This window comes from Serratia proteamaculans (genome assembly GCF_004684015.1).
GTDB lineage: Bacteria > Pseudomonadota > Gammaproteobacteria > Enterobacterales > Enterobacteriaceae > Serratia > Serratia proteamaculans_F.
This window is the reverse complement of record NZ_SRIA01000020.1, coordinates 115246-135938: the sequence shown is the minus strand read 5'-3', so window position 1 is coordinate 135938 and position 20693 is coordinate 115246. Positions and strand designations below refer to the sequence as shown.

Here is a 20693-nt window from a genome sequence, read left to right as displayed (position 1 = left end):
ACAGAAATGTCTGAGCAACAACCACAAGGCGCCGAGCAGGCGCTGGATCTCAATAACGAGTTGCAGTCACGCCGTGAAAAACTGGCTGCGCTGCGCGAGAACGGCATTGCGTTCCCGAATGATTTCCGTCGCGACACCACGTCCGACAAGCTGCACGCTGCGTACGGCGATAAAGACAACGAAGAGCTGGAAGCACTGGGTGTAGAAGTCACCGTTGCCGGCCGTATGATGACCCGCCGTATCATGGGCAAGGCATCCTTTGTCACGCTGCAAGACGTTGGTGGCCGCATCCAGTTGTACGTCGCACGCGACGATCTGGCTGAAGGCGTTTACAACGAAGAATTCAAGAAGTGGGACCTGGGTGACATCCTTGGCGCACGCGGTAAGCTGTTCAAAACCAAGACCGGTGAACTGTCTATCCACTGCACCGAACTGCGCCTGCTGACCAAGGCACTGCGCCCGCTGCCGGACAAGTTCCACGGCCTGGCCGATCAGGAAACCCGCTATCGTCAGCGTTACCTTGATCTGATCGCCAACGACGAATCGCGCAAGACCTTCCAGGTGCGTTCTCAGATCATGGCGGCAATGCGTAACTTCATGGTGGAACGCGGCTTCATGGAAGTCGAAACCCCTATGATGCAGGTGATCCCGGGTGGGGCTTCCGCTCGTCCATTCGTGACTCACCACAATGCGCTGGACATCGATATGTACCTGCGTATTGCCCCAGAGCTGTACCTGAAGCGTCTGGTGGTAGGTGGCTTCGAGCGAGTGTTCGAAATCAACCGTAACTTCCGTAACGAAGGCGTTTCTCCGCGTCATAACCCAGAGTTCACCATGATGGAACTCTATATGGCTTACGCGGATTACAAAGATCTGATCGAACTGACCGAGTCGCTGTTCCGTACCCTGACCCAGAACGTGCTGGGCAATACTCAGGTGCAGTACGGTGATGAAGTGTTCGACTTCGGCAAGCCGTTCGTGAAGCTGACCATGACCGAGGCGATCAAGAAATACCGTCCGGAAACCGATCTGGCTGATCTGGCTGATATGGGCAAAGCGGTGGCTATCGCTGAATCCATCGGTATCAAGGTTGAGAAGAGCTGGGGTCTGGGCCGTGTAGTGACCGAGATCTTCGAAGAAGTGGCGGAGAGCCATCTGATTCAGCCGACCTTCATCACTGAATACCCGGCAGAAGTTTCGCCGCTGGCGCGCCGTAACGACGTTAACCCGGAAATCACTGACCGTTTCGAGTTCTTCATCGGCGGCCGTGAAATCGGTAACGGCTTCTCCGAGCTGAATGACGCAGAAGACCAGGCTCAGCGTTTTGCTGACCAGGCTAATGCGAAAGACGCAGGTGATGACGAAGCGATGTTCTACGACGAAGACTACGTTACCGCGCTGGAGCACGGCCTGCCACCAACCGCAGGCTTGGGCATCGGTATCGACCGTATGGTGATGCTGTTCACCAACAGCCACACCATTCGCGACGTGATCCTGTTCCCGGCAATGCGCCCACAGAAATAACTTCGCAGTAATGAATATCAACCGGCGCAGGCGACTGTGCCGGTTTTTTTTCGTCTGATGAGTGAGGATAGAGCCTATTATCGCTAACTGCTTAAAACACCAGCAGTTACGCGTTATCTCCGCTTGCCCGGCTAGGATAACCGGTTATAATGGCAGCCGCACACCGATGCGGGTGTAGTTCAATGGTAGAACGGCAGCTTCCCAAGCTGCATACGAGGGTTCGATTCCCTTCACCCGCTCCAGAACTCTCCCCTTGTTGCAAAACACCGCCAGTACCTGATTTAAATATTTTTCTCTATCAACAAATTACCTAAAATAAGTTTCCGGTGATCGTTCTACGATTGAACGATGAAGTTGCAGGGAATTAAACAGGCGTTCGTACCTGCATACGAAATGTAGGCTCTGCTAGCGGTTCGTCCTCGCTCCTTCGGGTACATGGTCATCCTGATGAGTATCACTGTCTGACACACCCTAATGAAGTCGCCTGACGGCTCCGCACGTTGTCTTACCACCAACGGGCAATAAGGCTTTATTGTCTAAAATCTGTTAGTTACACATTTTCTGTACCTTGGATAACCTGAAATAAATCAGACAAGGAGGGCAGTTTATGAGCGCACAGGCTGAGGAAGGAACATTACGCCGGATGACGTTGGGCGAGATTGCAATGGCTCGCAGGGGGTTTGGTGATTCGATAGTTTATAGCCGTGTCTGGATTCATTGCGACAGCTATTTACCATTCGGCCTACAGAAACAGAACTACGCGATGACTCCCAACGGGGAGTTATGGTACAGAAAGTCGATGTATAGAGAAGACTTTTCCGCAAACTCGGTTTTCGTCGAAGATAAATATGTTTTCATCCATGAACTGGGGCATGTGTGGCAACACCAACACGGGCAATGGGTGAGAATGCGGGGGGCTTTTAGCTGGGCTGCTGAATATACCTACAGACTGGATAAAAACAAGCTCACTGATTATTCTCTTGAACAGCAAGCCTCTATTTTGGCTGATTACTGGCTACTGCTGGTTTATGGGATCAGTAAGTGGTCTTACTATCAGAGACCTGGGCGAATGGGGATGTACAGGGGGGTAGATAAGTTGCAGGATGTCCCCTCGCTTTACCAGAAAATCGTAACAAGGAAGGGGCGTTAATCATGAAAAATAGAATGTTGCTGACTGTCGTATTTCTCTTAACGGGATGCCCTGGGCCTGGTGATCGAATGGTAGATCGAGAATCTACAACGGCATTTATCAAAGACAATCATGTTTGTGTGGTGTCGCCACTGGAGCCACAGGAACGGATCACTGCTATTCAAATCAACAGCGATAAAAGCGACTCTCTTCACAAGATTTTTGATGACAAGCCAGTTTATGTACCGAAGGGTGAGTGTCTTCCTGTGTTCGGATTTAAGTTTACATCTGGAGAGCGGTATACCTTCGCGTACGATGTTCAATCTGAGAAATCAGAGTCACATTTAGTCACTGCTGAATTTTCTTATCCCAAAGAATAAGGGGCATTGCGCCCCTGTCATGGAGTGACTCCGATTCCATAGACAATATCTGTCCTCACGACTCGGCGTTTCCACCAATAGACTTTACGCATGGATCAAGCGTTCGCTGGCGAGCACCTCAAACAGCATGTCAATTTCCTGCTGAGTATTGTAATGCATCATCCCGATGCGTAGCACGCCGCCGCTGTCCTGCAGGTTCAACCGCCGAATTAACCCCAGTGCATAGAAGTGTCCGCTGCCGGCGCAGATATTGTGCCGGCCAAGTCGACGGGCGATTTCCTCAGGTGCATGGCCGCTAAAGGTCAGGGCAAAGGTCGGTGTACGACGGTGAATGTCTGCCTGTGGGGTGCCGTAAAGCTGCACGCCGTCGAAGTTCTGCAGGCCTTGCAGGAAGTGCCTGCACAGGTTCTCTTCGTGGCGGTGATAGTCGGCAAAACTTTCCTGCAAACGCTGCCTTAAAGGAGCGCCTGCTGTCCCCCATTGCGCCAGGTAGTCAATCGCCGCCGTGACGCCAGCCAACCCTTCGAAACTTTGGGTGCCAGTCTCAAAACGGCCTGGGCCAATGTCGGTGGCCGGCTCGACTTTATAGGGTTGCAGCCGTTGCAGCCATTGCGGCGCGATATAGGCCATGCCGATATGCGGGCCAAAGAATTTATAGGCAGAGCACACCAGAAAGTCGCAACCCAGCGCCTGTACATCAATGAGGTTGTGCGGGGCATAATGCACGGCGTCGACGTAAACCTGTGCGCCGACCCGGTGGGCGGCTTCGGTAATGGTTTTGATATCGACAATGCTGCCGGTGACATTAGACGCATAGGTAACCGCGACCAGGCGAGTTTTGGCGGTGATTTTTTCGCACAGCCGGGCTGCATCCAAAGAACAATCCGACTGCTGCAGTGGGATTTGATGCACGGTGACTTGCTTGTCATTGGCCGCCTGTTGCCAGCTGGATACATTGGCGTAGTGATCCAGCTCGGTAACGATGATCTCGTCCCCGGCTTGCCAATCACGGCTAATGATACGGCTGAGGTGGAACGTCAGCGAGGTCATATTCATGCCAAAAACGATATTATCGGGCGAGGGTGCATTCAGGAAGGCGCGTACCGACTCCCTCGCATTGCTCATTACCTCGGTTGTCTTATGGCTGGAAAAATAATGTCCGCCCAGATTGGCGTTATATTTCCCCAGGTAGTAGGCCATTTTCTCCAGCACGCCTTGCGAAACCTGTGAACCGCCAGGCCCATCGAAAAAGATAACGGGTTTATCATCATAGCGTTGGGTCAGCGCACTAAACTGAGCCCGGGCGAGTTCGGGAGTAAATATCATGCTTTTTCTCCTCGAGCGGTCAGGACAAACAGGTCAAGATGCCCCTCTTGTTCCGGGACAATGGCGCTGATCGGCGTGGCGTTATGCCATAGCTTACTGTCCGCCAGCAAAACGGCTTCACCGTCCGCCAACACTTTTTTAAAGAACGGAGGCTGGTGATTATCGGCATATAACATGATCTCGCCGCCGACAATATTTTGCCGATGGATACCAATCATCGCGATATGGTCAAAACCATCCTGATGGATCCCTTCCGGCGCCACCTGCGTTTCATTATCAATAGCGACAACGCGCATCTGATGGATTTCTATTTCCGTTCCTTCAGGTAAATCATTGCTTTCAGCAAACAGATTGCACATTTCTTCCATAGCGGCGCTTTGCAATACGGCGTCGTCAATGGGTTCGAAATGGCGCACCACATTGCCCTGAAAGTGGTTGATTTCATCGGACTGAACGAAATTGCGCGGGCCAATCTCAACCACATGACCATCGAGATGTTTAACTACTGAATAGCGACGTAAGCGGTACTTGCCGTCGGCGTGCTGGGTATGGGGCAATCCAGAAAATGACGGCATTAATTGTTGGGTGGCCTGGTGGCTAAGTGCAGTCATACTTATTACGTTTTCGTGTTTATGTAACATAATCACCTCAAATATGAATCAAGACTGACTTTGTAGGGAGGTATTTCGATTGAATTGTAGTCGACACTATCGCCAGCGCAATTTTTGGTCGGTGTCGACTACCATCAAGCTATATGTTGCTGTAAACAAGAGTGAACGCAGGGCAGTATTAACCGTCGGTTGAGCGGCTGACGGCTTCCCAGGTATCGATATCGTTGTTCATCTGGTGCAGTTTTTCCCTCACATACATAAGGGCATCGCTGCCCAGCAGCAGCAATGCCGGAGGCTCAGGGGTATTGATGAGTTGCAGGATGGCTTTGGCTGCCTGAATCGGATTACCCGGTTGATTGCCGCTGTATTTTTCGCGTGTTTCGCGGATTGGCGCGAAGCTCTGATCGTAATCACTGATACTACGTGGTGAGCGCACCATCGAACGTCCTGCCCAGTCGGTTCGGAAAGCTCCGGGCTGAATGGCGGTGACCGCAATATTAAAGGGCTTTAGTTCTTTGGTCAGCGTTTCGGAAATACCCTGCAAGGCAAATTTGCTGCCGCAATAGTAGCTGATCCCCGGCAGGGTAATGAAGCCGCCCATGGAGGTCACATTGAGAATATGGCCGGCCCGGCGTGCTCGAAAATAAGGCAGGAAGGCTTTAATCACGGCTACCGCACCGAACACGTTGACCTCAAACTGGTGGATAGCATCAGTCAGCGGCGACTCTTCCATAGTCCCTTCGTGGCCATAACCGGCATTATTGACCAATACGTCGACCGCTCCCAGTTCCTGCTCTACGGCATCGACCAGCGGGGCAATCGCAGCGAAATGGGTGACATCGAGAATGCGGCCAAAGCTGCGGCCCGGTGCCAGGGCTTCGAATTCATCTTTGGCCTGCTGGTTACGTAGTGTTCCCACCACACGGTGGCCTGCTTTCAGTGCTTCTTCTGCCAGTGCGCGACCTAAACCGCTGCTGACCCCGGTGATGAAAAATAATTTTGAATGGTTCATGGCACTCTCCTCAGTAAGGTGGAGAAGCAGAATAGGGTGGACAGGATAAAATCCGTAGCCCGGATCCTCTCTGATGTTTGCCTATTCCTCTGAGTTGTCTGGACGGCTCTGACGCTGAGTGTCACACTTTGCTCACTTTCTGCCTCTTTTTGCAGGTGTATATGACCATTTCCCTCCCGACGATTAGCGGCCAGATGGCTGAGCTTTTGGATCGACTCACGCCGCGTGAAGGCTACAATCTTACGGCTCTGGCGGACGTGCGCTTTTTACGCTCCAACCGTCCGTTGATGCGCACGCCGGTTTTATATGAACCGGGGATCGTCATTGTAGTGCAGGGGCGAAAACGCGGATTTTTGGGGAACGATGTCTATTTGTATGATGCGCAGCATTATCTGATGGTCTCGGTTCCGGTGCCGTTCACCATGGAAACGGATGCCAGTGCTTCTGAGCCGATGCTGGCGATTTATCTGCGGCTGGATTTCAGTTTGGCGGCGGAGTTGATGTTGCAACTCGACGATCGCGGTCCGACGCTCAGCGAGCCTCCGCGAAGTATGGTCTCGAGCCCGATGGATGACGCTATCAGCCGTTCGGTTTTACGTTTTCTGCAGGTGATGGCTTCACCGCTGGATGCCGAGATATTGGGGCCGGCGATGATGCGGGAAATCTATTACCGCGTAATGACCGGGGCGCAGGGGCAGATGTTGCGAAATGCGCTGACCACCCAGGGGCAGTTTGGCAAAGTGGCGAAAGCACTGAGAAAATTGCACGCCGAATATGATTCGCATCTGGATGTGAATGCGCTGGCGAAAGAGGCGGGTATGAGCCTGCCAACATTCCACAGTCATTTCAAAACCGTGACCAATACCTCGCCGATGCAATATTTGAAGTCTACGCGACTGCACCAGGCCAGATTACTGATGTTGCGAAATAATCTTTCTGCTTCAGCAGCCTGTGTGCGGGTGGGGTATGAAAGCGTTTCTCAGTTTAGTCGTGAGTTTAAACGCTTGTTCGGGCTGACACCGCTTAATGAAGTTGAGCGTATGAGGAACAATTTTTCCTTGCCTGCGCCAGTGACCCCTTCAGATTTTATTTCTTCTCACTGACCCAGAGCCTGCGCTTCACGAAATGGCGACCAGAGTACCGACGATGGCGATCAGCAGGATCCAAAACCACTTAGAGGTTTTTTCCGGTTTCCATTCTTCGCCATATTCAACCCGATAATCAGGTTTAGGCTCCTTTTTACTCATCCTGTTCCCTGGCATTTATTATCCATAAATATGCCGGGAGTATTTTAAGATGAATCCTAATGCTATTGAATTTAAAAATGTTTTTTAGGTAAAAATCCTAATTACATCGCTGTGTTTTCACCTTAATCATCCATAGCCTCTGCCATAAATTTGCTACGGGAATCCCGGATCTCAGCCATGTTTGACAGGATCCATTCCCACATTGGCAGCATATTAACCAGCACGCCTTCGCCGATTGGGGTTAATTGATATTCAACGTGAGGATGCGGGTATTTTTGTTGGTAGTCGTGACGAGTAATCAATCCGTCGCGCTCCAAATGGCGCAGTGTCCTTGTCAGCATGCGTTGTGTTACACCGGACAGCGCCCGGCCCAGTTCCGCATGACGTAAAGGCCCATGGGTGCCCAAAGTATAGATGATACTCAGAGACCAACGGTTGCCGGTATGCGCCAGCACTTCACGTTTTAAGCTGTTATCTTCATCGCTGAGCGCACTGCATATTGCGGCAAATTTTGTTTTTTGTTCGTCGTTGAGTTTCATTTCATCCTCACAGTATCAACGGTGTGCCTGATTGCTCCCCTGCCGTCAGGCTGACAGGATATGTCGACTAATACAGCAGGAGAGAGTATGAGCATCTCAAATAGTCGTCAAATATCTAATATTCTGATTCTGGGGGCCGGCGAGCTTGGCATGGCCATGTTGAACGGATTTGTGAAGGAGAAAGAACGGCGGCCTGATGTCGAATTGACGGTACTGCTGCGGCCATTATCACTGGGCAATAGCTCGCAGGAAAACCTGTTGCGTCGAAGGCAGCTCGAAGCATGGGGGATTGATATCGTTACCGCCGATTTTAGCCTGCAATCGGAGCAAGAACTGGCAACGGTTTTTGCCAGGTATGATGCCGTCATTAACTGTAGTGGATTTGTCGGCGGTAAAGGAACGCAGCTTAAAATTACTCGTGCGGTTCTGTTAGCCGGAGTCGCCCGTTATTTCCCCTGGCAGTTTGGCGTTGATTACGATCGTATCGGCATGGGAAGCGGTCAACCGGTATGGGATGAACAGCTTGCCGTGCGGAGTCTGCTACGTGCGCAGCAGAGGACAAATTGGGTCATCGTATCGACCGGAATGTTCACCAGCTATCTTTTCGACCCCGGCTTTGGGGTGGTTGAGCGGGAGAACCACAGGGTTAATGCACCGGGTAGTGCTGACTATTCGGTCACCCTGACCACGCCCGAAGATATTGGCCAGCTGACGGCGAAGATTTTCTTCCAGCGGCCACCGATCGACAATGAAATTATTTATATCGCAGGGGACAGCATTACTTACCGTCAGCTGGCCGAACTGCTTGGTGAGCATGACCGATATCCTTATACGCTGGTGGTCGAAGATCATCAGGCTTTGCAGGATGCTGTGACTGCAAAGCCTGAAAGTCTCACCGCGGCCTACCGACTGGCGTTTGCCCGTGCCGATGGTGTCTCCTGGGATAAAGCGAAAACCTATAATGCTCGGCAGGGTATTGAGGTGACGGATGTTCGCGAATGGCTGAAACAACATCGTCCCGAGGTTTAATTAATCACTGCCGGCATTGTCGGCAGTCTTAAGGGAAATTTATAGCTATATTTATTTACCAAAATTGATGATAATTAATTTCTATTTATTTACAAAACAAAAACAACAATAACCTTATTTAAACAAGCTAAGTTTAACTTGTTTTTCCTGGCCTTTTTTTAACTAAAAAAACCATCTGTTTGTGACCGCTATCCCTCAATGAAAATGAAAAGAAGTTAATTATTAACCTTCTTAACAATAATAATGAGGTTAGCATGTTATTTACTATTCAACTTATTGTCATACTGATCTGTCTATTTTATGGAGCCAGAAAAGGTGGGATTGCACTGGGGCTGCTCGGCGGTATTGGATTAATCATCCTGGTTTTCGTTTTTCATTTACCCCCTGGAAAGCCGCCGGTGGATGTCATGCTGGTTATCATCGCCGTGGTGGCCGCATCCGCGACGCTGCAGGCATCAGGTGGGCTTGATGTGATGTTGCAGATTGCCGAGCGCATGCTGCGCCGCAATCCTAAATATGTCTCCATCGTCGCTCCTTTCGTGACCTGCATCCTGACTATCCTTTGTGGTACCGGCCACGTGGTATACACCATCTTGCCGATTATTTATGATGTGGCAATCAAGAATAACATTCGCCCGGAAAGGCCGATGGCGGCCAGTTCTATCGGGGCTCAGATGGGCATTATAGCCAGCCCGGTCTCCGTCGCTGTGGTGTCGCTGGTTGCTATGCTGGGTAATTTTACCTTCAATGGTAAACACCTCGAGTTTCTCGATTTGCTGGCCATTACTATTCCCTCGACCCTGTGCGGCATTCTTGCTATTGGTATCTTCAGTTGGTTCCGGGGTAAAGATCTGGATAAGGATGAAAAATTCCAGAGCTTCATTTCAGATCCAGAAAACTATAAGTACGTCTATGGCGACACGGCAACCTTATTGGATAAAAAGTTACCTACCAGTAACTGGGTGGCGATGTGGATTTTTCTGGCTACCATAGCTATTGTTGCGTTATTGGGGGCTTTTTCTGAACTGCGGCCATTAATTAATGGAAAACCACTTTCCATGGTATTGGTTATCCAGATGTTTATGCTGTGTGCAGGTGCGGTAATTATTATCGCGACCAAAACGAATCCGGCCAATATCTCAAAAAACGAGGTTTTCCGTTCCGGCATGATTGCCATAGTGGCGGTTTACGGCATTGCCTGGATGGCCGAAACCATGTTTGGCGCGCATCTGGAAGAGATAAAGTCCGTACTGGGAACTCTGGTTAAAGAGTATCCCTGGGCCTACGCTATCATTTTGCTGCTGGTTTCCAAGTTTGTTAACTCTCAGGCCGCTGCACTTGCAGCAATCGTTCCAGTGGCATTGGCTATCGGTGTTGACCCGGCCTATATCGTGGCTTCTGCCCCTGCCTGCTATGGCTACTATATATTACCTACCTACCCAAGCGATCTGGCAGCCATTCAGTTCGATCGCTCCGGGACTACCAACATCGGGCGGTTCGTCATCAACCACAGTTTCATCATGGTGGGTTTGATCGGGGTTTCCGTATCCTGCGTGATGGGTTGGGTTCTGGCCGCAGCCTACGGATTCTTATAACGGATTGTGGAGTGCATAAAAGATAAAAGCCCTGACAATGGTTGCCAGGGCTTTTAAGGTACTATCCACTTCAAATTTAACATTAATGAACTTACTGATTTCTTACTACTAAGCTTCTATCGTTAAATGTACAGGTTTATCACAGATAATATTGGGCGAACTAAAACCTCCCTATATTTACCAGTTTACGTTTATCATCAATCCTAATAGATATTCAAAGATTGATGGCTTAACCAGGTACATCTCCCCTCGCGATATAGACTCTTTGATGCGTGGCCTCACTTCTATTGCGATCTGTTGCACCAAACTGAAGGATCGCAAACAAAAAACAATTAGAACATGGCCTTACATCATCGCGTGTTGGTACACACCCTGCGATTGTAGATACTGACTACATGGCCTGAAAGCGTCATCAATAGAGAATGTTGCTTATCTCAATACTGATGCCCATACAAAAAATACTTCGTGGCCTTTATCGCAAAAATAACTGTAACAACTTACCTTTAATACTTTTACCATTATCAACAAGCTATTATTACGCTGTTGATGATTACTAATCTACGGGTTTTTTAAGGGGTGTCAATACTGTTTTTAATAACATGTTTTTAATGACATGTCTTTATTAACAGTATTCATAATAATCATCGACTAAGCGTCATCAAACGCTTATTTTCAGCCCCAAATCGTGAGCATCAGGGAATTTATCATGCTTAAAATTTGTTCAATTAGGGCAGGGGAAGACTTATTTTTTTATTAATTAAGGAAAACAAAATTATAGCGGGGCAATGGAGAAAGGCAGTACCTGCCATAGCCCGCCGCCGAAGCAACGGGCTGGTTTTGACGCTATCAGGGCTTGCCGATGAAGCGGGCCAGCCGTTGATGCAATTGGCTGTTTTCTTTACGCAAATGCTCAATCTCTTCCAGCAGCGTCAGCGTTACCGCAATACCGGGCCAATCCAGCGCCAGCTCGCGGTGCAACTGCTCTGCACGATGGAAGGTGATTAAAGCACGATCGTCAAAGATCCACTCTTCAGTCGCGAGATCGCGTGGTTGAATCACACCCAGCCCGACAATTTCCGTTAGCTCATCCTGTGAAACGCCGGTATGCAGGCAAAACTCGGTAATGGTGAAAGTTACTTTTACGTTAGCCATTTTGCTTACTCCACTCTTTGCGCGGATCGAAGGTCTGCTGGGCTTCTGCTAACTGTTGCCACAGCGCGGCGCTTTTTTCGTCCGGCTTCGGTGGCATCATGACCTTGATCACGGCATACAAATCCCCGGTTTCTTTTTTGCCGACCAGGCCTTTTCCCTTGATGCGCAAGCGCTGCCCGGTTTGGCTACCGGCAGGAATGGTCAACAGGATACTGTCTTTCAGAGTGGGTACCGGCACCTTGGCGCCGAGCGCTGCTTCCCACGGGGCGACGGGCAGCACGATCTCCAGATTGTGACCGACGATGTCGAACAGTGGATGCGGAGCAATGCGGATGATCAGATAGAGATCGCCGCTGGCGCCACCATCAGTTCCTGGTCCGCCCTGGCCTTTCAGACGAATGCGTTCACCATCGCCAACGCCGGCGGGGATTTTCACATTAAGGGTTTTAGGGATTTCCTGCTCCACCATGCCGAAAGCGTTATACACCGGCAGGCTATAGCGAATGGTGCGGGTTTGCTCGGTCTGGGTTTCTTCCAGGAAGATAGCCACTTCCATTTCAACATCCTGGCCGCGCATGCCCTGGCGTCGTTGACGATGTTGCTGAGCACGGGCATGTTCGCCGAACATGGAGGAGAAAATGTCGGAAAAATCTTCGGCGTTATGGGCACTGCCATGCTGCGTCTGGCGGCCAAAATTGGGATCGTTACGGTGCTCCCGCAGTTGATCATATTCGGCGCGGCGTTCATCGTCTTTAAGCACTTCATAGGCTTCGGCGACCAGTTTGAACTGTTCCTCGGCATTCGATTCGGTGCTGACGTCGGGGTGATACTTTCGTGCCAGTCGGCGATAGGCAGTTTTGATTGCCTTGAGATCGTCCGCTGGCTTAACCCCTAAAATGGCGTAGTAGTCCTTGAATTCCATAGCGTTATCATCTCACTTCAATCTTTCGTCAGGGGGATAGTTGAACCTGTATTGGGTGAAACTTTACTCTTAGTCGGGCCGTTTGTCGTTGACGTACCGATGCAATCAGGTGGTTTGGCAAGCTAAAAGCGGAGCCGAGTGGCTCCGCAGCGGTATCACGCCCGTTTCAGTAGGCGGGCAACCTGGAACAGGCTGAAAGAACTGAACAGCATTTCAATGCCGACAATGGTGGTGACCAATACTACCGACGTCGCGGGATCGGCGCTAAGCAGCAGCCAGGCAATCGCCAGATCCAAAACGCCAATCACCAGTTGCAACCAACTGCCTTTAACTTCACGCAGCTTATAGCCGGCAATCAGCCGGACAATCCCGCCCAGCGCAAACAGGGCGGCGAGATAAATCGCCATGGCGAAAATGCCCACCGCCGGGTGGGTGATAAAGACGTAGCCGATAATAAGGTAAGCCACCCCGAGCAGAATGCCGCCGATCATCGGCCAGGTATTTTGCAGTCGGTTGGCAACCATGGCGAAAATCAGACCAAATCCGCTCAGCAACAAGAAAATCCCCACGACCATACTGATTGCCGCGCCGGAGGCAAAGGGACTGAACAGGCAGAAAAGGCCGCCCAGTAACAGCAGTAGCGAGATGATTAACAGCGGGGTGCGTTGTTTCTTTAGGCTCTGTTCGTCGATGTTCAGCGAATGAAGATGATTCATATTAAGCATGATGTAACTCCCTTGTTGTGAATGTCCTGTACTGTTCACCCCTGAGTATAGTGGAACACGCCGCCTTGAGGATGATGTATGGTTGCGGTGTATTTCTTCCCGTACCAAAAAGAGCCGTCCAGGTGGATTAGGTAAGGTTTTTCATGGCATACGTGCCAGAATAGAGATAAAACCGATGCCGCTATGCTGAGCGAGATAATAGATATCCGATGATGGCTCCTTCCCGTTTGCTGAAATTCCTGCTGCCTTATCTTTGGCCTAAAGATAACCCCAAACTGCGTTATTACCTGGTTATCGCCTTTGCTTTCATGGTGATTTCCAAGGTCAGTATCACGCTGGTGCCGCTGGCGTACAAAGCGATGATCGACGCCCTGAGTGGTGAAACCGCCAAAATGCTGGCCATTCCGCTGGGGTTGATTCTGGCTTATGGCGTTGCCCGTATCGGCGGGGCGTTATTTGAAGAATTACGCAACGTGATGTTTGTGCATGTCAGCCAGAATGCGACCCGATTGCTGGGGCTGCGGGTTTTCAGGCAGTTGCACGCGTTGAGTCTGCGCTTTCACCTGGAGCGCCAAACCGGCGGGCTGTCGTTATCGATTGAACGCGGCACCCAGGCGGTGGCCACAGTGCTATCGCGGCTGCTGTTCTCCATTTTCCCGATCCTGTTCGAAATCACCCTGGTCGCGGTGATCATGTGGCATCTGTTAAGCGGCTGGTTTGCGCTGGCCATTTTGGCTACGGTCGGCTGTTATATCCTGTTTACCGTGATGGCGGTCAGTTGGCGTAGCCGCTTCCGGCGTGAGCTGAATCAGGCAAATGCCGATGCCAATACCAAATCTATCGACAGCCTGCTCAATTATGAAACGGTAAAATACTTCGGTAATGAAGACTTCGAGGCCGAGCGTTTCAATATGTCGCGTCGGTTGTATGAATATGCCGCCATCAAGAACCAGTTCAGTTTTACCGCTCTAAACCTTGGGCAAACGGCCATTATTTCCATCGGCCTGATCGTGATGATGGCGATGGCGGCGCAGGGCATTGTGCAAGGGCGCATGACGATTGGTGACTTTGTATTGGTGAATGCCTATCTGCTGCAACTCTATCAGCCGCTGAATTTCTTCGGCTTTATTTATGCCGAAGTCAGGCAGGCGCTGATCGATATGGAAAACATGTTCGATTTGTTGCAGGAAGAGCAGGAGATCGTCGACAGGCCGGATGCGAAGGCGCTGTACCTGACTGCCGGCGAGGTGAGTTTCGACTCGGTCAGCTTTGGTTATGATGCGCGTAGGCCGATCCTGAAAAACGTCAGCTTCACGATTCCGGCCGGAAACACGGTCGCGGTGGTCGGTGCCTCGGGGGCGGGCAAGTCCACGCTGTCCCGGCTGCTGTTTCGTTTCTATGACGTGAGTGGTGGCTCGGTCTCGATTGACGGCCAGGATATCCGCAGCCTGAAACAGGCCAGTCTGCGCGCGGCGATCGGCATCGTGCCGCAAGACACCGTGTTGTTTAACGATACGTTGGGCTACAACATTGGCTACGGTAAAACCGGCTCTAGCCAGGAAGAGATCGAGCGGGCCGCCAGGTTGGCGCATATCCATGAGTTTATCGTCAGCCTGCCCGACGGCTACCAGACCCGGGTGGGGGAGCGTGGGCTTAAGCTGTCCGGCGGCGAAAAGCAACGGGTGGCGATTGCCCGTACCATCCTGAAAAACCCGGCGATTTTGGTGTTTGACGAAGCGACTAGCGCACTGGATACCCAGACTGAACGCGAAATCCAGTCGCATTTGCGTGAAGTGAGCCGTGACCACACCACGCTGGTGATTGCGCACCGTTTATCGACGGTGGTGGATGCCGATGAAATTATCGTGCTGGAGGCCGGTGAAATCGTTGAGCGCGGGCGGCATGAAACCTTGCTGGCAGCCAATGGCCGCTATGCCGCGATGTGGCAAAACCAATATAACGACGAACAGCAGTCCTGAAGGCATGGAACCCCAGGCGGTAGATAACGCCTGGGGAATGGCCGGTTAAAGATCGCCAGTCAGGTACTGCGCCACGCCGTTAGCGAAACTCCAGTCACCTTTATCGTTAGTGGTGACTGACACCATCAGATCACTGCCTTCAATCCCACAACTCTCCTTCAGCTCACGGCTGAGATCGGCATAAAACCGCTGTTTCTGCTGCTCGGGCCGCGGGCTGGTAATCACCCGTACTACCACCAAATCGCGGGTGCGAGTCAGGTTCAGGCCGGTGTCTTCAACCACCATGTGGTGAGCTTTGTTTTCATGAACAATCTGGTACCTGTCGCGCGGCGGGACTTCAAAGGCGCTGAGCACCGCACGGTGGGCAGCATCGAGCAGGGTTTTCAGTTCGGCTTCGCTGCGGCCCTCAATGACTTCAAAGATAAGTAATGGCATTTTTATAATCCTGTCAGTGGGTTAATCTCGATATGAGGCAGCGAGTTATCTTCGCCCTGGAGAACCTATCTTAGCTAAGCGCTAACAGGGGAAGAAGCGCTATACTTGAACTCATTGTTTATAAAAATGAACAGTCGACGATGAAAAACCCCAATGTAGAAACCCTGTGGACCCATTTGCACTGGCTTACCGTGTTGGCCGAGCAGGGGAGTTTTACCCGTGCGGCGGAACGGCTGGATGTCAGCAAAGCGGCGATGAGTCAAAAAATCAAAGAGATTGAAACACTGGCCGGAGTGCCGTTGGTGCAGCGCACTACCCGCAGCGTCAGGCTGACCGAAGCCGGGCTGCGGTTGGTGGAAGAACTGCGCCAACCTTTCGCGCAGATAAAGCAGAGTTTTTCCGGCATTTGCGATTCGACCGGGCCGCTGCGTGGCTCGGTGCGGGTGACGGCCCCGGTGGCATTTGCCCGCCAGCAGTTGGTGCCGCGCATTACCGGTTTTTTGCGTGCCAACCCAGAGGTACGGGTACAGCTTGAGGTGTCCGATCGGCTGGTGTCGTTAACCAGCGAAGGGTTCGATTTGGCGATCCGCCACAGTGACCACCTGCCCGATACCCACGTTGCCTGGCGACTTTGCCCAACCGCCACCCTGGCGGTGGCGTCGGCGGACTATGTGCAGCGGCAAGGCATGCCGGTATCACCGGCTGACCTGCAACGGCATCAGTGTCTTTACTATCCCCGCAGCAGTGAACCCCCGAGCTGGAGCTTTGTCGCCAAACAGGCACCGCAGGGCCAGACAGAAAAGATCCGGGTACCGGTCAGCGGCTCGTTTGCCACCAATAACAGCGAATCGATACGTGATGCGGCAGCGGAAGGCTTGGGCATTGCCCTGTTGCCAGACTTTAGTGCGCAACAGGCATTGGCGGACGGCAGATTGATCGAGGTATTAACGGCCTGGCGACCGATAGATGCCTTTGCCGACAGCCTGTATGTGGTACGTCCTTATGCGCCCCAGGTCTCGCGGGTAGTGGCGGAATTCAGCCGTTATCTGCGCGGTGCCTTTGCCGAGGGCTTTTCGCCCACAGGGCGCTGAGATTAGAGTAACGCCGCGGTAAAACAGCCCCGGTGAAGAGGCTGTTGCAGGGTTAGAAAAAACCATTATTGCGGTTGATGAAACTCCGGCAGCACAAACTGGCCGATCTCACTGAGGGTTTCATCCAGTGGGCGCTGATTGCGGCGAAAGTGCAAACCAATGTGATTTACGCCGGCGGCCTGCATGGCGTTCAACTCCTGAATCAAGCCGTTACGTCCGGTTTTAATTCCAAAGTGGTGACGCCGGATCGGTGCGTTGGCGTCATCAGTCAGATCTAAGTGAATAAAACTGATATAGGGTTTTTCTCCAGCCACCTGTCGCCACAGCTTCACGCGGGAAATATGATCGGCAGGCGTGCCAGGGTACGACAACCAGCCATCCATATTAGCGCCCACCCATTGTGGCGATTGTTGCGCCAGACCGGCGACCAGTAGCGGTGGCGTTGGCCGCTCCGGCAGCAGTTTTTGTCCAGGCTGGAGCTGGCCGTCGACCGCCCCCTTCAGGATCTCTACGCCTTTCCTGAAAGTCTCGCCACGACTGGCATAATCTTCTCCAAACAGCGGATACTCTGTCGGGCGATCGCCACTGGCGATGCCGAGCAACAGGCGATCCTGGCTCAATACCTGCACCGTCGCCGCTGCCTTTCTTACCAACCAGGGCTGGCGCAACGGCAACACCACGGCGGCAGTGCCCAGCAGAATGTTTTGTGTCAGGCTGGAGAGATAGCCCAGGTAGGTGAAGATCTCAAATACCTGAGCGGCATCGCCAAAGCCAGGGTCATACAGCGGTACATCACGCACCCAGGCGGCGCGAAACCCCAGCTCATCGGCCTGTTTGATCAAAGCTGCGTGCTGGGACATATCCGGTACGCCGAACGGACGATGATCGCGTTGACGTTTCAGCTCACCGCCGGTGGACCAGTCATTATCCAGAGGGAGTTCAACCCCGATAGATAGCGGATCCTGCATAAGTTTGCTGATGCTCATCATTAACTCCATTAAGGGGATTTACCCCTATGATTGATGAGCCTAATTCTTGCATGCCGATTAATTGCAATAAATAACACCAATGGCAATTTATAATTGCTATTTCAGCATTAGTTATAAAGGGAATACGATTAACGCAACCCCTGAACCAGCGAGTCGGCGCTGATGTCCGCAATGGTTTTCGCGCCGATCAGCGTCATGGCAACGCGCATTTCTTTATCGATCAGCTCGAGCAGGTTGGCGACACCGGCCTGCCCGGCGGCGGCCAGCGCATAGGCAAAGGCGCGACCCAGCAGTACGCCGTCGGCACCCAGAGCAATCATGCGCACCACGTCCAGCCCATTGCGAATACCGGAGTCGGCCAGCAGAGTGATATCGCCCTTCACCGCCTCGGCAATCGCCGGCAACGCATGGGCAGTGGACAACACGCCATCCAACTGGCGGCCACCGTGATTGGAAACCACAATACCGTCAGCACCAAAACGCACCGCATCTTTGGCGTCTTCGGGATCCAAAATGCCTTTGATGATCATCGGGCCTTGCCAGAACTCGCGGATCCAGTCCAGATCCTTCCAGGAGATTGAGGGATCGAAGTTGGCACCCAGCCAGCCGATATAGTCTTCCAGACTGGTGGGTTTGCCGCGATAGGCCGAAACATTCCCCAGATCGTGCGGTTTGCCACACAACCCAACATCCCAGGCCCATTGCGGGTGGGTCACCGCCTGCAACATGCGGCGCATGGCGGCATTAGGGCCGCTCATACCGGAGTGGGCATCTCGGTAACGCGCGCCGGGTACCGGCATATCGACGGTAAATACCAGGGTTTTCACCCCGGCGGCTTTGGCGCGCTCCAGCGCATTACGCATAAAGCCCCGGTCTTTCAAAACGTACAGTTGGAACCACATCGGTCGGTCGATTGCCGGGGCCACTTCTTCTATCGGACATACCGAGACCGTCGACAGGGTAAAAGGAATGCCTTTCTGCGCGGCAGCTTTAGCCGCCTGCACCTCACCGCGGCGGGCGTACATACCGGTCAACCCGACCGGGCCGAGGATCACCGGCATTGCCAGTTTTTCACCGAACAGGCTGGTTTCCAGGCTGAGGTCGGACATATTGCGCAGTATGCGCTGGCGTAGCGCGATGCCCGCCAGGTCTTCCGTGTTGCGCCGCAGCGTGTGTTCCGCGTAGGCCCCGCCGTCAATATAGTGGAACAGAAAAGGCGGGAGCTTAGCCTGCGCTGCGGCCCGGTAATCGGTGGAAGCGGAGATAATCATATTTTTACCTTATTTCTTTACGCTCAGAGAATCATGATCTGCGCCATTACGGCGGCGATCCCCCCGTACACCAGCAAGGGCAATACGGTCTTTTTGATAATTTTGCCTTCGGCATTGCCGATCCCAAGGATTGAGCAGACGGCGATAATATTGTTCAGACAGACCATGTTGCCCATGGCTCCGCCAACGGACTGTAGTGCCAACGTCAGGTTAACGTTTAGCCCACTGCTTAGGGCGATCGAATGCTGAATGCCGCCGAATGTCAGATTGGAAACGGTATTGGAACCTGAAAAGAACGATCCCAGGGCACCGAGGAAAGATGAGAACAGCAACCAGCTTTCTCCGGTAAGTGAGGCCAGTGTCTTGCCAATAAGGATCACCGGAGCCTTGTCGCCGCCCAGCATCATCAGGTTGACCATCACCAGGGCACCAAACAGGGCGATAAAGGGTTTGGCTATGCGCCCACCGGTTTCTGCGAACATTTGTTTTACCTGCCTGCCGTTCAGTCGGAACAGGGGAATGCACAGCAATACCACCAATAAAAAAGGAATTAATGCAGGGACATACAGCGTTTTGTAGCTGGCGGCGGCAGAAGTGCCTAACACCTGCTGCAATTCAACGATCAGGGCATCGCTAATGCGTAACTCGCCCAGCCCACTGAGCTTGCCCTGCCATAAAGGCGTGCTGCTATTGAGTAGTGCCTTAATCCCCAATTGGTGAATACGTGTCACTATCAAAATAGCAATTAACAGCAGCGTGGGGGTCATGGCTTTGACCACTTGAATCAATGGCACGGGTTGGGCGACGAGCCGGCTTTCGCTGCGTGTCAGGCCAACCCCGAATCGCGCCAGGACAACCGACAGCATCAGGCCAATGGCACCACCCACCAGAGCCGGGAATTCATAGTTAACCTGCGCCAGCAACAGATAAGGCACCGTGCAACTTAAGACGCTGAGTAAAATAAAGGGCAGGTTTTGGCGAATGTCACGCCAGGAAACGATAAAGCGCAGCGCCAGTAGCGGGATAACAAATCCGGCGACAAAGTGGATCAACGCAGTCTGACGGCCAATTTCCAGTAAGTTGGCATCGGACAGGCCCAAATTGGCAAAGCCGAACCAGGTCGGGGTGCCGACGGCGCCGAATGAGACAGGAACCGAGTTCATGACCAGCGTCAACAGCGCTACACGCAGGGGGTTAAAGCCCAGCCCAACCAGAATGGGCGCGGCAATGGCTGCCGGGGTGCCAAACCCGCTGGCCCCTTCAATCATAAAGGCAAATGCCCAGCCGATGATCATTAACTGGGCGACAGGATTAGGACTGATATTCTCCAGCCAATGACGAACCACGTTTTCTGCACCGCTGATTTGCATCAGTTTATTGAGCAAGATTGCACCGGCAATGATGGTTATCGGGGTGAAAACCGATACCAGTGCGGTGATGATATTGGCGTGCAGCAGCAGTGGCAGACTATCGAACCAAAACATCTGCACCCCATACACGGCGGCGGCGGTTAAGGGCAGCGCGATATAAGAGGGGACACCGCGCTTTTTGGTCATCATCCAAATCAGCAGGACAATGGGCGCAATACTGAAAAACAGGGACATAGAAGCCTCAGCGTTATTATTGTTATTTGTAGAGATATGTAGCCGAATGGTTAATTACCGCAACATTTTCATTCTAATCACAACAATGGCTGATGTTCTATTCTGCAATTTTCCGGCACAGGGAACCGGGAGG

The 20693-nt window shown here is 52.2% G+C and carries 20 protein-coding genes and 1 tRNA gene; 9 read left to right on the top strand and 12 right to left on the bottom strand.

The window, feature by feature from the left end; all coding sequences use genetic code 11:
- The first annotated feature begins 6 nt into the window (after window positions 1-6).
- The 4 genes from lysS (at window position 7) to E5C26_RS19745 (ending at window position 3033) form a co-directional block, all read left to right on the top strand.
- Complete coding sequence (gene lysS / locus E5C26_RS19760) at window positions 7-1524, top strand: lysine--tRNA ligase (RefSeq protein ID WP_012146591.1); 1518 nt, start codon at window positions 7-9, stop codon at window positions 1522-1524.
- Window positions 1525-1692: 168 nt separating this feature from the next.
- Window positions 1693-1766: transfer RNA gene (locus E5C26_RS19755), tRNA-Gly, on the top strand.
- A 365-nt stretch (window positions 1767-2131) separates the two neighbouring features.
- On the top strand, window positions 2132-2674 hold the full coding sequence (locus tag E5C26_RS19750; protein WP_135317813.1) for a type IV secretion protein Rhs: 543 nt from the start codon (window positions 2132-2134) through the stop codon (window positions 2672-2674).
- Window positions 2675-2676: 2 nt separating this feature from the next.
- Window positions 2677-3033 (top strand): putative T6SS immunity periplasmic lipoprotein, encoded by a 357-nt coding sequence (locus tag E5C26_RS19745; RefSeq protein WP_135317812.1) that lies wholly within the window; start codon window positions 2677-2679, stop codon window positions 3031-3033.
- Between the two features lie 84 nt (window positions 3034-3117).
- Here E5C26_RS19745 and E5C26_RS19740 read toward each other — a convergent pair whose 3' ends face one another.
- The 3 genes from E5C26_RS19740 to E5C26_RS19730 all read right to left on the bottom strand — a co-directional run bounded on the left by E5C26_RS19740 (window position 3118) and on the right by E5C26_RS19730 (window position 5982).
- Complete coding sequence (locus E5C26_RS19740; RefSeq protein WP_135317811.1) at window positions 3118-4359, bottom strand: cysteine desulfurase-like protein; 1242 nt, start codon at window positions 4357-4359, stop codon at window positions 3118-3120.
- Window positions 4356-4970 (bottom strand): 2OG-Fe dioxygenase family protein, encoded by a 615-nt coding sequence (locus E5C26_RS19735; protein ID WP_240776124.1) that lies wholly within the window; start codon window positions 4968-4970, stop codon window positions 4356-4358. The genes E5C26_RS19740 and E5C26_RS19735 overlap by 4 nt, the downstream gene beginning before the upstream one ends.
- A gap of 178 nt (window positions 4971-5148) precedes the next feature.
- Complete coding sequence (locus tag E5C26_RS19730; RefSeq protein ID WP_135317810.1) at window positions 5149-5982, bottom strand: oxidoreductase; 834 nt, start codon at window positions 5980-5982, stop codon at window positions 5149-5151.
- Window positions 5983-6143: 161 nt separating this feature from the next.
- On the opposite strand from E5C26_RS19730, the gene E5C26_RS19725 reads away from it, so the two are divergent.
- Window positions 6144-7085, top strand: a complete 942-nt coding sequence (locus E5C26_RS19725; RefSeq protein ID WP_135317809.1) for an AraC family transcriptional regulator — start codon at window positions 6144-6146, stop codon at window positions 7083-7085.
- Between the two features lie 15 nt (window positions 7086-7100).
- On the opposite strand, the gene E5C26_RS24915 is transcribed toward E5C26_RS19725, so the two are convergent.
- Window positions 7101-7229: a hypothetical protein gene (locus E5C26_RS24915; protein ID WP_260516247.1), complete on the bottom strand. Its 129-nt coding sequence runs from the start codon at window positions 7227-7229 to the stop codon at window positions 7101-7103.
- Between the two features lie 122 nt (window positions 7230-7351).
- Window positions 7352-7768 (bottom strand): winged helix-turn-helix transcriptional regulator, encoded by a 417-nt coding sequence (locus E5C26_RS19720; protein ID WP_135317808.1) that lies wholly within the window; start codon window positions 7766-7768, stop codon window positions 7352-7354.
- A gap of 87 nt (window positions 7769-7855) precedes the next feature.
- Here E5C26_RS19720 and E5C26_RS19715 point away from each other — a divergent pair, with 87 nt between their 5' ends.
- Together E5C26_RS19715 and E5C26_RS19710 are read left to right on the top strand one after the other, a co-directional pair.
- A complete protein-coding gene (locus tag E5C26_RS19715) occupies window positions 7856-8797 on the top strand; it encodes an aromatic alcohol reductase (protein ID WP_135317807.1) in 942 nt (313 codons plus the stop codon).
- A gap of 254 nt (window positions 8798-9051) precedes the next feature.
- Window positions 9052-10392: an anaerobic C4-dicarboxylate transporter gene (locus E5C26_RS19710; RefSeq protein WP_135317806.1), complete on the top strand. Its 1341-nt coding sequence runs from the start codon at window positions 9052-9054 to the stop codon at window positions 10390-10392.
- A gap of 846 nt (window positions 10393-11238) precedes the next feature.
- On the opposite strand, the gene cbpM is transcribed toward E5C26_RS19710, so the two are convergent.
- From cbpM to E5C26_RS19695, 3 genes are all read right to left on the bottom strand, one after another.
- Window positions 11239-11544 carry a chaperone modulator CbpM gene (gene cbpM / locus E5C26_RS19705; protein ID WP_135317805.1) on the bottom strand — a complete coding sequence of 102 codons (306 nt, stop codon included), beginning with the start codon at window positions 11542-11544 and terminating at the stop codon, window positions 11239-11241.
- Window positions 11537-12466, bottom strand: coding sequence for a curved DNA-binding protein (cbpA, locus tag E5C26_RS19700; RefSeq protein WP_135317804.1), 930 nt, complete (start codon window positions 12464-12466; stop codon window positions 11537-11539). The genes cbpM and cbpA overlap by 8 nt, the downstream gene beginning before the upstream one ends.
- 155 nt (window positions 12467-12621) lie before the next feature.
- Complete coding sequence (locus E5C26_RS19695; protein ID WP_135317803.1) at window positions 12622-13191, bottom strand: HdeD family acid-resistance protein; 570 nt, start codon at window positions 13189-13191, stop codon at window positions 12622-12624.
- Window positions 13192-13403: 212 nt separating this feature from the next.
- Here E5C26_RS19695 and E5C26_RS19690 point away from each other — a divergent pair, with 212 nt between their 5' ends.
- Window positions 13404-15170, top strand: a complete 1767-nt coding sequence (locus tag E5C26_RS19690) for an ABCB family ABC transporter ATP-binding protein/permease (RefSeq protein ID WP_135317880.1) — start codon at window positions 13404-13406, stop codon at window positions 15168-15170.
- 45 nt (window positions 15171-15215) lie between these two features.
- Here E5C26_RS19690 and E5C26_RS19685 read toward each other — a convergent pair whose 3' ends face one another.
- The gene (locus E5C26_RS19685; RefSeq protein ID WP_135317802.1) at window positions 15216-15605 is read right to left on the bottom strand and encodes a tautomerase family protein; all 390 of its coding nucleotides are present in this window, start codon (window positions 15603-15605) and stop codon (window positions 15216-15218) included.
- 140 nt (window positions 15606-15745) lie between these two features.
- Between E5C26_RS19685 and E5C26_RS19680 the strand changes: the two genes are divergently transcribed.
- Window positions 15746-16696, top strand: coding sequence for a LysR family transcriptional regulator (locus E5C26_RS19680; RefSeq protein WP_135317801.1), 951 nt, complete (start codon window positions 15746-15748; stop codon window positions 16694-16696).
- 65 nt (window positions 16697-16761) lie between these two features.
- Here E5C26_RS19680 and E5C26_RS19675 read toward each other — a convergent pair whose 3' ends face one another.
- The 3 genes from E5C26_RS19675 to E5C26_RS19665 all read right to left on the bottom strand — a co-directional run bounded on the left by E5C26_RS19675 (window position 16762) and on the right by E5C26_RS19665 (window position 20560).
- On the bottom strand, window positions 16762-17682 hold the full coding sequence (locus E5C26_RS19675; protein ID WP_135317800.1) for a TIGR03571 family LLM class oxidoreductase: 921 nt from the start codon (window positions 17680-17682) through the stop codon (window positions 16762-16764).
- A gap of 131 nt (window positions 17683-17813) precedes the next feature.
- Window positions 17814-18956, bottom strand: coding sequence for an FMN-dependent L-lactate dehydrogenase LldD (lldD, locus tag E5C26_RS19670; RefSeq protein ID WP_135317799.1), 1143 nt, complete (start codon window positions 18954-18956; stop codon window positions 17814-17816).
- A gap of 23 nt (window positions 18957-18979) precedes the next feature.
- On the bottom strand, window positions 18980-20560 hold the full coding sequence (locus E5C26_RS19665) for an L-lactate permease (RefSeq protein ID WP_135317798.1): 1581 nt from the start codon (window positions 20558-20560) through the stop codon (window positions 18980-18982).
- Between the last annotated feature and the right edge of the window lie 133 nt (window positions 20561-20693).